At 52.7% G+C, this 14,910-nt stretch carries 10 protein-coding genes; 7 read left to right on the top strand and 3 right to left on the bottom strand.

The window, feature by feature from the left end; all coding sequences use genetic code 11:
- Positions 1 to 147: 147 nt before the first annotated feature.
- On the bottom strand, positions 148 to 2,904 hold the full coding sequence (gene secA, locus DC28_RS02450; RefSeq protein WP_037545411.1) for a preprotein translocase subunit SecA: 2,757 nt from the start codon (positions 2,902 to 2,904) through the stop codon (positions 148 to 150).
- A gap of 73 nt (positions 2,905 to 2,977) precedes the next feature.
- Between secA and DC28_RS02455 the strand changes: the two genes are divergently transcribed.
- The 5 genes from DC28_RS02455 to DC28_RS02475 all read left to right on the top strand — a co-directional run bounded on the left by DC28_RS02455 (position 2,978) and on the right by DC28_RS02475 (position 7,652).
- Positions 2,978 to 4,213 carry an LIC_12708 family protein gene (locus tag DC28_RS02455; protein ID WP_037545413.1) on the top strand — a complete coding sequence of 412 codons (1,236 nt, stop codon included), beginning with the start codon at positions 2,978 to 2,980 and terminating at the stop codon, positions 4,211 to 4,213.
- 13 nt (positions 4,214 to 4,226) lie between these two features.
- Positions 4,227 to 5,927, top strand: a complete 1,701-nt coding sequence (locus DC28_RS02460) for an NAD(P)H-hydrate epimerase (RefSeq protein ID WP_037545415.1) — start codon at positions 4,227 to 4,229, stop codon at positions 5,925 to 5,927.
- On the top strand, positions 5,917 to 6,660 hold the full coding sequence (locus tag DC28_RS02465; RefSeq protein ID WP_037545418.1) for a hypothetical protein: 744 nt from the start codon (positions 5,917 to 5,919) through the stop codon (positions 6,658 to 6,660). Before DC28_RS02460 ends, DC28_RS02465 begins: the two co-directional genes overlap by 11 nt.
- Before the next feature lie 114 nt (positions 6,661 to 6,774).
- Positions 6,775 to 7,188, top strand: coding sequence for a hypothetical protein (locus tag DC28_RS02470; protein WP_037545419.1), 414 nt, complete (start codon positions 6,775 to 6,777; stop codon positions 7,186 to 7,188).
- On the top strand, positions 7,188 to 7,652 hold the full coding sequence (locus DC28_RS02475) for an NUDIX domain-containing protein (RefSeq protein WP_081941813.1): 465 nt from the start codon (positions 7,188 to 7,190) through the stop codon (positions 7,650 to 7,652). The genes DC28_RS02470 and DC28_RS02475 overlap by 1 nt, the downstream gene beginning before the upstream one ends.
- Positions 7,653 to 7,976: 324 nt before the next feature.
- Here DC28_RS02475 and DC28_RS02480 read toward each other — a convergent pair whose 3' ends face one another.
- Complete coding sequence (locus DC28_RS02480) at positions 7,977 to 9,257, bottom strand: glucose-1-phosphate adenylyltransferase (RefSeq protein WP_037545420.1); 1,281 nt, start codon at positions 9,255 to 9,257, stop codon at positions 7,977 to 7,979.
- An 80-nt stretch (positions 9,258 to 9,337) separates the two neighbouring features.
- Here DC28_RS02480 and DC28_RS02485 point away from each other — a divergent pair, with 80 nt between their 5' ends.
- Together DC28_RS02485 and DC28_RS15090 are read left to right on the top strand one after the other, a co-directional pair.
- Positions 9,338 to 11,632: a DEAD/DEAH box helicase gene (locus tag DC28_RS02485; RefSeq protein WP_037545422.1), complete on the top strand. Its 2,295-nt coding sequence runs from the start codon at positions 9,338 to 9,340 to the stop codon at positions 11,630 to 11,632.
- A gap of 12 nt (positions 11,633 to 11,644) precedes the next feature.
- Complete coding sequence (locus DC28_RS15090; protein WP_052078352.1) at positions 11,645 to 13,231, top strand: ribonuclease H-like domain-containing protein; 1,587 nt, start codon at positions 11,645 to 11,647, stop codon at positions 13,229 to 13,231.
- A 193-nt stretch (positions 13,232 to 13,424) separates the two neighbouring features.
- On the opposite strand, the gene DC28_RS02495 is transcribed toward DC28_RS15090, so the two are convergent.
- Complete coding sequence (locus DC28_RS02495; RefSeq protein ID WP_052078353.1) at positions 13,425 to 14,909, bottom strand: glycogen synthase; 1,485 nt, start codon at positions 14,907 to 14,909, stop codon at positions 13,425 to 13,427.
- Between the last annotated feature and the right edge of the window lies 1 nt (position 14,910).

Consider the following 14,910-nt stretch of genomic DNA (forward strand, 5'->3'; position numbering starts at 1 on the left):
CACCCTGTGCCCCAGGAAGTTCTCATCTCATAGCATTGAACGGTACTACTGGACATAGGGCTTTGTCCCACCTACCGAATTATTGCCACCAGCCTCCCTGCTCAGGTACAGATGTACAATCCGGGTGATATCAACAACCCGGCGGTACTAACGGCCATGGCAATTTTTATATTTTTTCCCACTTCCGCAGGGGCAAGGGTCGTTTCGTCCCACCTTCGGGGTGTCTCTCGTTACCGGTTGAGCCTTGGTTTGACCAGGCATGGGCCGGCCCTGTACTCTCGGACCCGGTGACGCCTGCCCAAGAGCATTCCCCTGGGAGCCAAGCAGATTAACCGAGGAATGTTGGGTTTGGCCCTGTATTCGTGGAAGGGCAGTAGGCTGCCGTAGGGTTTCAATTTTGACCAGGAATAGCTTCTGGGCAACAGTCACCCGGATTTTATGGAGAAGCTCATCGAATATCTGGAATCCTTCCAGCTTATACTCTAACAAGGGATTCTTTTGGGCGTAACTTCGGAGGTACACCGCCTCCCGCAACGCCTCAAGATTTTCCAGATGCTCCTGCCATCGCAGATCTATGTTTCGAAGATATTCACCACGGAGTCCGAGATTGAGTTGCTGTTCTCCCAGGGCCTTGGCCTTTGTTTGAATGTCTTGTCGGATTTCATCAAGGATTGTCTGGGGAAGGGTTTCCGAGGGTAGGGAAAGCAACTCATCCTCTTCGGTTTGCACCTGGTAGAATAGCTGGCTTTTAACCTGCTCAAGGCACTCGGATAATAGAACCCTGTCCTTCCCACGGGCCTTTACCCAGGGTTCAAAGATATCTTGTATGACATCATCACTGGTTTGCAGGATTCGCTGACTGATGTGTTCATCCCGGAGCAAATCCTCCCGCTGCTGGTAAATGAACTTTCGCTGTTCATTTAAAACATCATCAAATTCGAGGAGATGTTTACGAATATCGAAGTTACGTTCTTCAACCTTGTTTTGAGCACGCTCGATAGCCCGGTTCAGTAGGGGATGGTTCAGGGCTTCACCCCTCTGCATACCCACTCGGCCCATCATATTCTTAAGGTTCTGAGCGTTCCCTCCGAATAACCGCATGAGGTCGTCATCCATACTCAAGAAGAATCTGCTTTTTCCCGGATCACCCTGACGCCCCGAGCGCCCCCGTAACTGGTTGTCTATACGGCGGCTTTCATGTCGTTCAGTACCGATGATGTACAGTCCCCCGAGTTCTTTGACTAGAGAGGACTCTTGTTTCCATGGTTCTAGTTCCTTTTGAAACGCAGCATCGTATTCTTGGGGACTTGCTTCGGACCCAGCCCGTTTTCGAGCCCTGAAATCAATATTGCCGCCCAGTTTAATGTCGGTACCGCGGCCTGCCATATTGGTTGCAATGGTCACAGAACCCTTTGCCCCGGCCTCTGCAACTATCAGGGCTTCCCTGGCGTGATTTTTTGCGTTCAGAACCTCATGAGGAACTCCGCGTTTGCGTAAAATGGTGGATAGGAGTTCTGATTTTTCAATGGAGACCGTGCCTACCAGGATCGGTTGACCCAGTTTTTGCACCCGCTGAATCTCGTCGCAGATGGCATCAAACTTATCTGCCTCGTCGAGAAAGATTAAATCATCTTCATCCATCCGGGCGACAGGACGGTTGGTGGGAATAACGGCCACATCAAGGCTGTATATTTTACCGAATTCCTTAGCCTCGGTTTCTGCTGTCCCGGTCATACCCGAAAGCTTGTCGTACATCCTAAAAAAATTCTGGAAGGTGATGGTAGCCAGGGTCCGGTTCCGGTGGGCAATCTGAATGCCCTCCTTCGCCTCAATCGCCTGATGAAGCCCCTCGGAGTATCGGCGGCCATGGAGGATACGGCCGGTAAATTCGTCAACAATTTGGACTTGGCCATTGTCGACCACATACTGGGTGTCCCGTTGAAATAGCCGGTGAGCCCGAAGCGCCTGAGTCACATGGTGGATGTACTCGAAATTCTCTCCATCGTAGAGGGAGCCGGATATCACCCCTTTCTGCAGCAGCAACTGCTCCAGGTGAGTAAACCCCTGATCCGTGAAGGATATTTTTTTACTTTTTTCATCCACCTTATAATCACCCACCGGCTCCTCAGGATACTCACCGGTGGTGGGATCTTTTTCGCATTCCTTTAAGGCTGGAGCCACCCGATTTGCATTCACATACTTTTGTGTATCATCGTCTGCACTGCCGGAGATGATAAGGGGAGTACGGGCTTCATCGATAAGGATGGAGTCAATCTCATCTATAATGCAGTAGTGATGCAGCTTTTGCATTTTACCCTGGGCTGAATATCGCATGTTGTCCCGAAGATAATCGAACCCGAATTCATTATTGGTGCCGTAGGTTATGTCCGCTTCATACATGGGCCGGCGTTTCTCGGGCCCCAGGCTGGAGACAATGTACCCAACTTCTATGCCGAGAAGTTCGTAGACGGGTTTCATCCAGTTCGCATCCCGTTCAGCCAGGTAATCATTCACGGTAATAACGTGTACACCCTTGCCGGTAAGGCTGTTTAAATAGGCTGCAGGAACACAGGATACAGTCTTTCCCTCACCGGTCTTCATTTCCATGATTCGGCCCTGGTGAAGAACGATAGCTCCTAAAAGTTGGACATCGTAGAGTCGTTCCCCCAGGGTCCGACGAGCAGCCTCCCTGGCCAATGCAAAGGCCTTGGGTAACAGACTGTCTAAGGGGGTTCCACCGGTAACCTGTTCACGCCATTCCCGGGTAAGTCTGGGAAAATCCTCATCACTGAGGGACAGTGCCCAGGGCTCTTCGGCGTTCACGCTATGAAGGATGGGAAGCAGTTCTTTTAGGTCCGATTCCGCCTTGGATCCGAACAATCGTTTCATCACAGAAGCTATCATAACCGGGAGTGTATACCCTGGTCTTCCGGGGGTCAAGATTGACATGAATCGGGGGCCCCAGTAGTATCGAACCATGAGAGATTCACTCCCCAGCACCGGCTCTGGAAGGCCGGGTTTCTGGCTGTTACCGGCTGTCTTCACCCTTTTCCTGCTTTCAGGCTGCGCCGAAGATCAGACCGTTTTAGAGCGCCAGGTTCTTTTTTCTCTTCCTGTCGGAATGCTGGAAACTCAGTTTGATTCCCTTGGGTACGGCACTGCCGCCCCGCGAAATAAAAATCGAATCGTTATGCGCAACGATATCATCGGAATTTCCAACGGCGTACGAAACAAGATCATGGAGTTTACCTCCTACGGGGACCTGCTCTCCATGTATTATCATCCCCAACAGAATCCTAAGCCTATTACTCTGCTGGAGGATTCTCCGGAACAACAGCAACGCCGGCTCATTAATAAGAAGGCTCACCCCTATACGTTTCAGGAGATCGGCGAAATAGCCTACACCAGCAGTAATACCCTCTTGGTGGAGGATCATGTGCCTGATTCCAGACGGTTCTACGATGAACAGGCCGGGGTAAATCTACGGCATGTGGTGGTCCGCTTTGATGAATCAGGCCGGTACCGTGATTACCTGGGTCAGGAAGGCATCGGCGGTACGCCCTTTCCGGTAATTGAGGATATTCAGGTAAATCGAGATGACCACAGCATTGTCATCTCAAAAACTCCCGACGCCCACCAGGTTTTCTGGTTCAACCAGCAAGGAGACCGGCTATATTCCCTAGAGTTTACAACCCAGACCCTGCCGGGACTCGGTGATCAGGGTCTTATTCCGACCATTGATAGGATTGTACCCGCCGCATCCGGACCATTTTTATTTCTTCACATAAATTACTACCCCGAGTCTCGGGAGGGGTCAGAGGGTGATCAAGAATATGTTCAGAGTATTGTGTATCGGTTTAATATCGCCCAGGAACAGTATGACAGATCCTTTCCGCTGCCCTTAAACCTGGTGCAGCCCCCGGGTACCTTGAGCCTCTCCGGAACTGAGGTTCAGTTTCTTTTTCACCTGGTAGGCCTTGATGCACAGGGACGGTTCTTCTTTATTTCCCCGAGTCTGCAGGATCAGCACCGGGTTATTGTTATGGACAGCCAAGGTAGGGTTGTATACCGGAGTTTTATTGCCATGAGCGATGACCGGATTCTTTTTCGCGATCTTTCGGTAACACCTCGCGGGATTCTCATAAGTCTTCAGGTGTACAATGACCGAACCGAGGTTGTTTGGTGGAGATCCGATCAGGCACTGGATTCATAACCGGGAGGAACACATGGAACCCCTTCTTACGTTTTCCGAAATCACGAAATTAGAACGGCGTACCCAGGAGGATTGGGGTATCACCGGGGATGCCCTCATGGAGTCCGCAGGGCAGGCCCTGTTCCATGCAATTGCGAATGATTATCCTACAATGAGAAGCCTGGTTATTTTTTCCGGATCGGGAAATAACGGGGCCGATGGACTTGTTCTAGGGCGGTATGCGCATAATGCAGGATGGGCAGTCCGGGTGGTTCTTCTCAAGGAGAAGGGGACTGAACTGTTCCAGCGGAATTTGACGATTTGTAAACGCATGGGAATCACCCTAGAACCCCTCCAGTCCGCCTCTGCCATCCTGGAATACTGTAAAGCACAAGGGGCGGGCGTTTTGGCGATCGATGCATTGGCTGGTATCGGGCTGAAGGGTGAGCCTCGGGGTGTATTAAGGGATGGGATACAGACCCTGCAGCGGTACTGTTCCATCATCCTTTCCCTGGATATTCCATCCGGGGTTGGCAGCCCAACTTGGAGCGGAGAAACAGAAACACCTTCCGGGACAGCGACGGGCGAGGAACAGGATTCCTGGCCCACCATCCGGGCAACCCGCACCTACGTCTTGGGCTGCCTCAAGGAAGAGACCTTCCATCCTCAAAACCGGAGCGCCCATGGCAGGATCACTGTTTTGCCCATTGGCTTTCCGAGGCAGGAGATTCAAAATCTGGCACAGGCCCATCAAATATCCCGTGATGATGGACCAGCCATGACCACCGGGCTCCGCAGGGATGACTTCAAGAACCGCCGCGGCAGGGTAGGGGTAGCCGCTGGATCGGTCCGGTATCCTGGAGCAGGGGTGTTGGCCTGCAGGGGGTCCTTAGCCGGGGGCGCCGGGCTTGTTTATTCACTGACATCATCCCCTCACGGACGGGATCCCCGGCTTAGTGAGCAGATTATTCCGGTTCCCCTGGATGCTCATGTCTCAGAAGCGGCTATCCGGACTGTTCTCGGGGAGCTTGGTTTGGACGCCCTGGTTATCGGCCCCGGAAGACCCCCAAACACCAACCTTCAAGCCGTGGGAAACCAAGAGCTGATGGTGGCGGCTTGTGAGCTGGGTATCCCCCTGGTAATCGATGCGGGGGGTATCCAAAGCCTGATCGAAGATATCCCCCTTCTTGACGAGATTTGCTGCCGGATACCCCGCCGGGCTCCCATAATCCTGACTCCCCACCTGGGGGAGTTCCGCCGCCTGGTCCAAGCCCTGGAAACCTGGACCCTCCGGGAGGATATACACTTCCCCGGCGGCTCCGATTCCCAGAAGACACCGGAGAATCTAGGCCAGCTTCACCGACAACTCCTAGGTACGCCCCGGCTTCTGCCGGATAAAGCTCGCCTCATTGCCCAGGGCTTAAACCTTCATCTGGTTGTTAAAAGCCATATTACCTGGATATGCGGCCCTCAGCCGGGGAAGGATTTTGTATTTGACGGGGTTACCCCAGAGCTTGGGTTCGGGGGATCGGGAGATATTCTTGCAGGCATTATCGGCGCCTTTCTATCCCGGGGCGCCCTTAGAGAGCCAGGCCATGCTGCTGCAAGTGGGGTTATCGCCCATGGAACCGCCGGACGATGGCTGGTAGACCAGGGGCGGGGATACATTGATGCAGAAGACCTCCTGGAGGCTGTGAAAATTACTGCCCACGGATTGAGCGCCCATGAAGGATAATACAAACCACCCCGGTGACCACCGGCCTCGGATAACCGTACAGAAGAATGCTCAGATTTACGATCAAGATCCCAGCCTCGGTCATGGGTTCCACTATTCCCGGGAGGAACGGCTTGGGATGATGGCTCGAAACCGTGGAGAGGAACAGAAACAAAGCTGGTTCAAGCGGAACAGGGTTCTCATTATTACCCTCCTGGATATTGTATTTCTGGTGATTATCGCTGTTCTGTTCAACACGGTATTGGCGCCGAAACCCTGGAAAACCAGCACGCCTGGCTACACCCTGAGTCTGGAGACCCACGAATTCGGCCCAGAGCTCCTAAACCAATTGATCCTGACCCCGGTCGATGAAAACCTCACCAGCCTGTCTATCCGGGGTGGATTCCTCCTGCTTTCCCTGCCCTCCTTGCAGCCTGGATACATTCGGCGTATTCGGGAAACGGTGGCGGCAGGGTTAACCACGCCTGATTTGGATCTTGCCCAATGGCAGACCGGCATTCAGCGTGCCCTGCCAATCCCGGGCCTGTCGGTGGTTTCTGCCCTAGAAGTCCGGGATGTTCTAGGCTTTGCCGGTCAGAGGGAGGGTAGTTTACGGGGCAGACTCCCCTGGACGGGCGATAACCCGGAAGAAGACGGGGTATTTGTGGTTGTCGGGTATGTACAGCCCATTGTTTCGGACTCCCAGGCTGAAAACTATCCGAGTTCTGTGGTGCTGCGCCAGGTAACACCCTAACCACCTGTATGCCGGGGACAGCATGAAGGGATAATAGGGTATCCTAATATTATTGACCTGGATACGCCTTTGAAGTATCCTATTACCAGCGCAGCGTTGTTAAAGGGGGATTATATGTATCAGCTCTATGCCTTTTCTGTACTAGTGAATCTAATTGCCGGGATTTCTGTGGCCTATCCCCTCCTCCAGGAGCGGCTCTCTGCGGGGAGATTTTTTGCCGAAGAGGGGTTCACCTCGCCGCGCTTTCGGTTGCTCTGGGGACTACTTACTCTGGTATTCGGAATACTAAAGTTTATCGTCGTAGCTGGGGGTGGTATTCCTGTTTTGGGTGATTTTATCCCAGCAATCACCGGACTTGTCCTGGGTTTTATTCTGATTTTTCATTTCTATCTTGATCGTGCTACCGTGAAGAGCGATACCGTGCTTCGATTGGAGCATATTTTTATCGAGAACGCCGGAGTATTCGGCATCCTCGGTCTTGTATTTACCTTCATCCATGCCCTCTTCCCCGGGGTGCTGTTCCTCTAATGCATCTGCGGGAGCAAACTCCCCGTCGATCCGTAGCCGGTGTCTGTCTCTCCGGTGTAGAACTCGGCCTCCCGATTCCATGGAACACGGTTTCGCTGTTGCTCGGGAAACGGAAGAGCGGCGGAGCCATGGGCGGAAGATGGGAGATTCCCGGCGGTAAGGTGGAGGAGGGAGAATCTGATCACGTGGCCCTGGAACGGGAACTGGATGAGGAGTTCTCCCTGGATGTGTCCATCGGCCCATTATTGACCCAGGCGGGATTTCTGCACAAGGGCAGAGAGTTTATTGTCTACGCGTACCAGGTTATGCTCCCCGCAGATCCGGTTCGGACTCCTGAGCATTCTCGGGTGGATTGGTTCCCCCTGGCTGGTTCCCTTGACCTTGATCTTGTCGATTCCGATCGTAGTCTAATAGAAAACCTGCTTACTACAAAGCCAGTGGTAATCTCAGCCTTCAACCAATAGGCAGCGTGTAGATACCTATTCGCTACATCGCTCTATTGTGTTATTCGAATACCGTTGTTCGGAAGTCCGCACCAGGAGCGAGACCCTTTGAATGAAGGCCTGGCAAGGGAAGGGCGCAAAGGTTGGAAGGGTTCGCTTCCACGAAACTATTCCTGGGTCAGCTTCCGGAACGCACCTTCCTGGTATAGATTATTTTTGCGCGTGCCAAATGCAACAGACGTTTACGTTTGGCTCAATCTTTTTTCCTGGTAACTACTCTTTGCACACCTTAAAACCGTAAAATGGGGTACGCAGCTTCGGATACGCACCCCAGCAAGATGAAGCCTAGATGACCGTGCCCGGCGGAATGACGGCGTTTTTGGGGATAATAATAATACCGTCCTGCATGTAGTACATGCCATGGTCCCCGTCCTCCCGGGTAATGGAGTCCACACCGATTCGACAGCCCTCGCCGATTCGGGCATTCTTATCGATAATGGCCCGCTTAACCAGGGTTCCCCGCCCGATCCCGATATCAGGAATTCTTTTTTCCTTATTCTCCATCCGGTCGGCTGGGGTTTCATACCAGTCAGCTCCCATGCAGACAACCCCATCCAGACTTGAGCCGGATTCGATGAATGTACGGATACCGATGACCGAGTTTTGAATCGAGGCATTCGTAATGACACATCCGTCCCCGGTCAGGGTCTGGCTGATGGAGCAGTAGTTAAACTTTGATGCCGGTAGGTCCCGTTTATGGGTGTAAATCGGCATGCGCTCATCATAAAAGTTGAACTTCGGATTTATGCTTGCGAGATTCAGGTTCGTCTCATAGAAGTTTTTAATGGTACCGATATCCTCCCAGAATCCCGTCTCGATATAGGCTTGAACCCGCTTATTCTTGATCATCTGGGGAATGATTTCCTTTCCGAAATCCGTAAAATTGCTCTCTAATGCCTCTTCTAGGGCTTCTGCCTTGAAAAAGTAGATTCCCATGGATCCCAGGTATTCCCTGCCGAAGCGTTTCATCTCCTCATCGGGATGAATGGACTCGGGTATTTTCATCTCATTGATATCCAGACCAAGCTCGGGTTTCTCCAGAAAACTGGTCACCCGACCCTTTTTATCGGCCTTCATTATCCCAAAGCCCTCTGCCGCCTCCCGGTCCACGGGTGTGGCAGCTATGGTGATATCTGCGTTGCTTTGTACGTGTTTTTCAAAGAAGTCGGCCATGTTCATTCGATACAGTTGATCCCCCGAGAGGATCAGGTAATGGCTTGGTTTCTGGGTTTTGAAGTGGTGAATGTTTTTCCGGACGGCGTCGGCGGTGCCCTCATACCAGCTGGCATGGTCGAAGGTCTGTTCTGCTGCCAGTATTTCTACGAATCCCCTGGTAAATGAATCAAAAATGTAGGTATTTGCAAGGTGCAGATGGAGGCTTGCTGAATTAAACTGGGTGAGCACATAAATCTTTTTAAATCCGGCGTTAATTGAATTGGAAATAGGAATATCAACCAGGCGGTATTTGGCCCCGAAGGGTACTGCGGGTTTTGCTCTATTTTTTGTAAGCGGATACAGTCTGGTTCCCTTTCCGCCTCCCAGGATGATGGTCAATACTTGTGTCATAACAGTCTCCCTCTAAGAAAATTCCATGCCCCCTGTGGTGTATTATAGGCGAATTACCACTTCTTTGATATGATTTTTTTATGAGTTTACTCTCCCGTGCCCTGGAAGAATTACACCACGATGATGTCTTTATGCAACAGGTGAGCCGGTGGATAACCATTCCGGCAAAATCCGGCGTGTATGAAAACCTGCCTGAGAATCTGGATCAGAGAATTATTCGCGCCCTACAAGACAGGGGAATCAATGAGCTGTATTCCCACCAGCGGAAAAGCTACGACCTGGTGAATCAGGGTCGTTCGGTCTGTATTGTGACGCCCACCGCATCGGGTAAAACCCTCAGTTATAACCTGCCGGTTATCCAGGGAATTTTAACCCAGCCCGAGTCCCGGGCTCTCTACCTGTTTCCGACCAAGGCTTTGAGCCAGGATCAACAGGCCGGGCTCAATGAGATTGCTCTGACCGGCGTTCCAGTCAAAATCGCCACCTACGACGGGGACACCCCTACCAGTCTACGGGCCAGTGCGAGACAGACTGGGCAGATCATTATCAGTAATCCCGACATGCTGCACTCTGGAATACTCCCAAACCATCCCAAATGGATAAAATTCCTGAAAAATTTGAAATACGTTGTCATAGATGAGCTCCACGCCTATCGGGGGATTTTCGGCAGTCACCTCAGTAATCTCATCCGGCGGCTTCGCAGAATACTGGATTTTTACGGGGTTGACCCCGTGTTTATTTGTTGTTCGGCGACCATAGGGAATCCCGGGGAGTTAGCTCAGCAGATCACCGGGAGGGAGTGTATTCTCATCGACGAGAACGGTGCACCGGCAGGGGAGAAGCATGTAGTGCTGTATAATCCCCCCCTGGTAGACCGGGTTCAGGGTATTCGCCGTAGTTCCGTTAAGGAAGCCCAGGAGATAATGAGCCGGTTTCTACGCAGGGGGATCAAGACCATTACCTTTGCCCGGAGCCGGGTCAGGGTGGAACTCATTGCCTCGTATGTGCGTCAGAGCCTTGCAAATCACTTTACCCAAAACCGGGACATCCGGGTGGAAAGTTATCGTGGCGGATACCTTCCTCAGGAACGCCGGGAGATTGAAGCTGGCCTTCGAAACGGCAGTGTACAGGGGGTGGTTTCCACCAACGCCCTGGAGCTGGGTATTGATATTGGCGGATTGGATGCCGCGGTGCTCGCTGGATTCCCAGGCTCCATTGCTTCGGTTTGGCAGCAGGCCGGCAGGGCGGGGCGAAGCAACGAGAGTTCCGTGGCGGTTATTATCGCTTCAGCAAGCCCCTTGGATCAATATATGGTTGAGCACCCCGAGTATTTCGAAGGTCGCGCCCCGGAATACGGATTTATCAACCCCGAAAACCCCTTCATACTCACTGACCATATCCGCTGCGCAGCCTTTGAGCTTCCTTTTACCAGTACCGAAGACTGGTTCCCCGATGCCCAGACCTATCTGGAGTACCTAACCGAGGAGGGAATGCTCCGGCATACCCAGGGGCGGTACTACTGGGCGGATCGGGGCTATCCTGCTGAGTCCATTAGCCTGCGTAGTGCTACAAACGAAAATATCGTCATTATTGATACGACCCATGGCAAGAATCAGGTTATTGGTGAGATGGACCGTCCGAGTGCAAAGGAGCTGATCTTTCCCCGGGCGGTGTATCTGCACCGGGGTACCCAGTACACAGTTCAAGAACTGGACCTGGAACAGAGGCGGTGTTATATCCAGGAATCGACCCTCAACTACTACACCGATGCGGTGGTTAAACGGGATATCAAGGTGCTTCAGGAGGACCAGCTTTTCAACTACCCGACCTTCCGGGCAAGCCTTGGGGATATTCTCGTTAGAAGCCAGGTTTCGAAGTTCAAGAAGCTCAAATTCAATACCCACGAAAATATAGGCTACGGGGAGGTGCAGCTTCCCGAAGAGGAGATGCACACCCGGGCATTAGCCATACTGCTGTCTCCGGAGAGTACAGCGGGAGCGGTTATTACCGGGATGGATCAGCAGGAAGCTACCAGCGTATTAAGCAGGGTAGGGCATATCATTAAGCAGGTGGCGCCGGCCCTGCTTCTTTGTGATACTGCAGATATCGGAGTCAGCGAGCGGTTGAAGGATCCGCATTTTCAGATTCCGGTAATCTATGTGTACGATCAATATCCCGGGGGCAGCGGCCTGTCCGAGTCATTCGCGGTCCATGCTCAGGCGGTTCTCCAGGCGTCCTTGGATCTTGTTTCGGGATGCGGCTGTAAGGAAGGATGTCCATCGTGTTTAGGGCCGAGAAACGCCGAGGAGGAGATCCTGGAAAACCCCAAACCCTGGACGATCAAACTCCTAAAGACCATGATGGAGGTGGTATAACACCCGGTATGTATGAAGGCTAACCTGTATAACCGGTTAAAACAGATTCGGGATTCCCAGACGCAAGCCAAGAACGATCCGCATCAGGTCCATTCCGGCGGCCAAGGGACAGTTCCTCCAAAGCCCGATCCGAGTACGGTGGTCCCGACGGACAGCCATCCCGGAACCTGGATAAATCCTACCCAGGGGGTTTGGTACTACTCTGTTGATATTCTTCTAGAGGGTGATTTGACTGCCCTTGCCAGGGGAATATCCCTTTTGGCCCGGCGGCAGATTACCCCGCAAGAACTCTTCACCCTGGGCTGGTTCGATACAGAAACAACCGGGCTATCCAGCGGCGCCGGCACCTTTCTTTTTCTCTTCGGATTGATTCAGGTGATCCCCCGTCAGGGGGGTGCCCGGGAGATTGGGGGGATGAATCTGCGTTTGCATCAGGTGTTGGTTGAGGATTTCCCCTACGAGGCAGGGTTTCTGGATATGCTGCTGCAGCTGTTGCAGGCCAGCAGAACCCTGGTTTCCTATAACGGGAAGGCCTATGATTTACCACTGCTCAATACCAGGCTCATTCTGGGGGGAAGTGTCCCGGTGTACCCCGATCATATTGACCTGCTTGCTGCCGTCCGGCGGTTGTGGAGCAAGACCCTTCCTTCCTGTAGTCTCTCCACAGTCGAGCGGGAGGTCTGCGGAATTCACCGTCTGGGTGATGTTCCAGGAAGTCTCATTCCCGAGTTCTATTTTGAGTATCAGGTGACGGGAGGTCGGCCGGATCTTCATCCTAGGATGGCGTCGATCCTTGCCCATCACCGCAGTGATTTGGTTAGCATGGTAAAAATTGCCGAGACCCTCGGCAGTCGAATCCCCATACCCCCAAAACCGGATGCCTCCGATCCTGGTGAAAGCCCCGGGCTACCCAGGGAAGATGCCTGGACCGAGGGGCTGCTTGGGGCTTTGGAAGACCTTGCCATGGATCCCCGGGGGCTTGAGATGGTACTTGCTGCCGGGTGGAGGGGGGCGGGATCCGATTCTCCAGAGGTTCCTCTGCTCACCCGTGCATACTATATCCGGAAACATCCCTGGGCCGTCCTAGACTACCAGGACTGGGTGGGGGTGTTGAGACGGCTTTGTCAGCGGGAGGATCAGGAGCCGGGACAACCCTTCCGCAAGCAGCTTTCTGAGTTGGTGACTGGAAAAAAAACTCGGGTCGATACGGTCCAAGGCTTGAAACGTTCCCGGGCCCTGGGCATCAGAGACGGGTTTGAGCCGTCAGGGGCTCAACGGCCTCCGAGTTTACACCTTCGCTGGATTGCAGAGGGGTTACGAATGAGGGGTGATGGTACCGCAGCCTTTGGTTTTTTTCTGTGGGATGCTCTGGTATGGGGGACCTGGGATTCCTGTACCCGGGTTATGGTACATCTCGAACATACCGGAGGAGGGAACGACGGAAGGAAACTCGGGATTTGTTTTGCGAGAATCATGCTCCGGACGGAAGTCGGTTGGACCGAACGGCAGGTCGTTACCATGCGTACACGGATTGAACGGCTCACAAAAAAACGTACGGATGAGCAGACTCCTGATAATTCTCCATCATCTGACTGCTGAAATGAACCAAGAGGCAGTTAGGAACCGGTCTGCTAGAGGGATTGCCAGGACAGTAAAAGAAACAGCCTGGTGAAAAACCAGATAGGGCAGTGAAGAACCAGCCTGCTGTAAGGACCGCCGTGACTGGAAAAGAACCAGCCCGCTGATGAGATCTGTGAGCTGTCCCCTGAAAAAGTCCTGAAAAAAAGTGGTGCTAGGCCAGTGTATAAAAATCTAAATATTCCCTGGCTGCAGCCTTCCAGTCGAAGCGAAGCTTCATGCCGCGGATTTGCATCTCCCGGATCATTGCAGGGTTTGAGGTGTAGTACCCTATCGCCCGTTGAATTCCGTCGATCATACCCTGGGCAGTTAGGGGTTCCGGGAGATAAAATCCGGTTGCTTCCTGGTCCTGGTCCGACAGCGTGGTCGGGTTCTGGGGTACATCAACCACGGTATCTTTCAGGCCGCCGGTGGGAGATACGATGGGTACGGTTCCATATCGCAGGGCATACATTTGGGTTAGACCGCAGGGCTCATACAGGGATGGCATGAGGAAAAAATCGGAGGCAGCCTGGATGAGATGGCTCATTTTTTCATTGTACCGTATGTACACCCGCAGGTTCGGTATTTCATCAGCGAGTGCCACCAGGGCTTTTTCAATCCAGGGCTCCCCTGTGCCCAAGACAAGAACCTGGGCGGGTAGGTTGCATATTTCACGCAATACCCTGCCGTCCTCTTCCACCATGGTTTTAAATCCCTTCTGGGTCACCAACCTGCTTACAATGCCTATCAGGGGTGTTTTAGCAGAGATTGGCAGCCCTGCTTCCTCTTGAATCAGGTTTTTGTTGAGCCCTTTATTCTCCAGGGTCCGGAAATCATAGGGGTAGGGAATAAGTTGGTCGTGTCCGGGGTTCCAAATGTTATAATCCATCCCATTGAGGATGCCCTGAAAGTACGTTCCCTTTTTCCGGAGGATCCCATCCATCCCGAAGCCTAATTCGGGTTCTAAGACCTCTTGGGCGTACCCTGGCGATACGGTGGTTACCAGGTCGGCATTTACCAATCCGGCTTGCAGGTAGCACATGTTGTTATGGTATGAAAAACCACGACGGGTAAAATCTTCGGGACTCAATCCAAGCTGCGGGAAGTCCTCGGGAGGGAAGATACCCTGGTATCCAATGTTGTGGATGGTGAATACCCCCCGGGTGTGACGGAAGGGGCCGGCACTCTCTATGGTTTTTAGATATGCCATCGCCGGTCCGGCGGTCCAATCATGACCGTGGATGATGTCTGGGAACCATTGCAGCAGTTTGCATAATTGAAACGAAGCACGGCAGAGCACTGCAAAACGCTTGGCGTTGTCGGGGTACACCGGAACCTGAGAATCGCCGTAGATTCCATCCCGGCCGTAGAGCTCTTCATGCTCAATGAAGTATACCTCCACCGAGGTTTCCGGGATGTGGGTGTGGAACACCCCGGCCCAAAGCTCTGTTGAGCCCATAGGAATTCCCAGGGGTGCCGGGTGTTTTTCCAGGAGATCCCGGGTGATGCCGTAATAGCGAGGCATCACGATCTTAACACTATGGCCCAGACTGGCTAATTCTTGGGCAAGATTTGGAATAACATCAGCCAATCCGCCTGACTTAGCATAGGGATAGGCTTCACTGGTAACCATTAGGATGTTCAATCGTTTTTCCATC

Origin of the sequence: Spirochaeta lutea, from assembly GCF_000758165.1 — a bacterium.
Lineage (GTDB): Bacteria > Spirochaetota > Spirochaetia > DSM-27196 > Salinispiraceae > Spirochaeta_D > Spirochaeta_D lutea.

Excerpts from the sequence above, each read along its gene's own strand:
- DC28_RS02460 (WP_037545415.1), top strand. The coding sequence starts at position 4,227 with ATGGAACCCCTTCTTACGTTTTCCGAAATCACGAAATTAGAACGGCGT.
- DC28_RS15090 (WP_052078352.1), top strand. The coding sequence starts at position 11,645 with ATGAAGGCTAACCTGTATAACCGGTTAAAACAGATTCGGGATTCCCAG.
- DC28_RS02470 (WP_037545419.1), top strand. The coding sequence starts at position 6,775 with ATGTATCAGCTCTATGCCTTTTCTGTACTAGTGAATCTAATTGCCGGG.
- DC28_RS02480 (WP_037545420.1), bottom strand. The coding sequence starts at position 9,257 with ATGACACAAGTATTGACCATCATCCTGGGAGGCGGAAAGGGAACCAGA.
- DC28_RS02475 (WP_081941813.1), top strand. The coding sequence starts at position 7,188 with ATGCATCTGCGGGAGCAAACTCCCCGTCGATCCGTAGCCGGTGTCTGT.
- DC28_RS02465 (WP_037545418.1), top strand. The coding sequence starts at position 5,917 with ATGAAGGATAATACAAACCACCCCGGTGACCACCGGCCTCGGATAACC.
- secA (WP_037545411.1), bottom strand. The coding sequence starts at position 2,904 with ATGATAGCTTCTGTGATGAAACGATTGTTCGGATCCAAGGCGGAATCG.
- DC28_RS02485 (WP_037545422.1), top strand. The coding sequence starts at position 9,338 with ATGAGTTTACTCTCCCGTGCCCTGGAAGAATTACACCACGATGATGTC.
- DC28_RS02495 (WP_052078353.1), bottom strand. The coding sequence starts at position 14,909 with ATGGAAAAACGATTGAACATCCTAATGGTTACCAGTGAAGCCTATCCC.
- DC28_RS02455 (WP_037545413.1), top strand. The coding sequence starts at position 2,978 with ATGAGAGATTCACTCCCCAGCACCGGCTCTGGAAGGCCGGGTTTCTGG.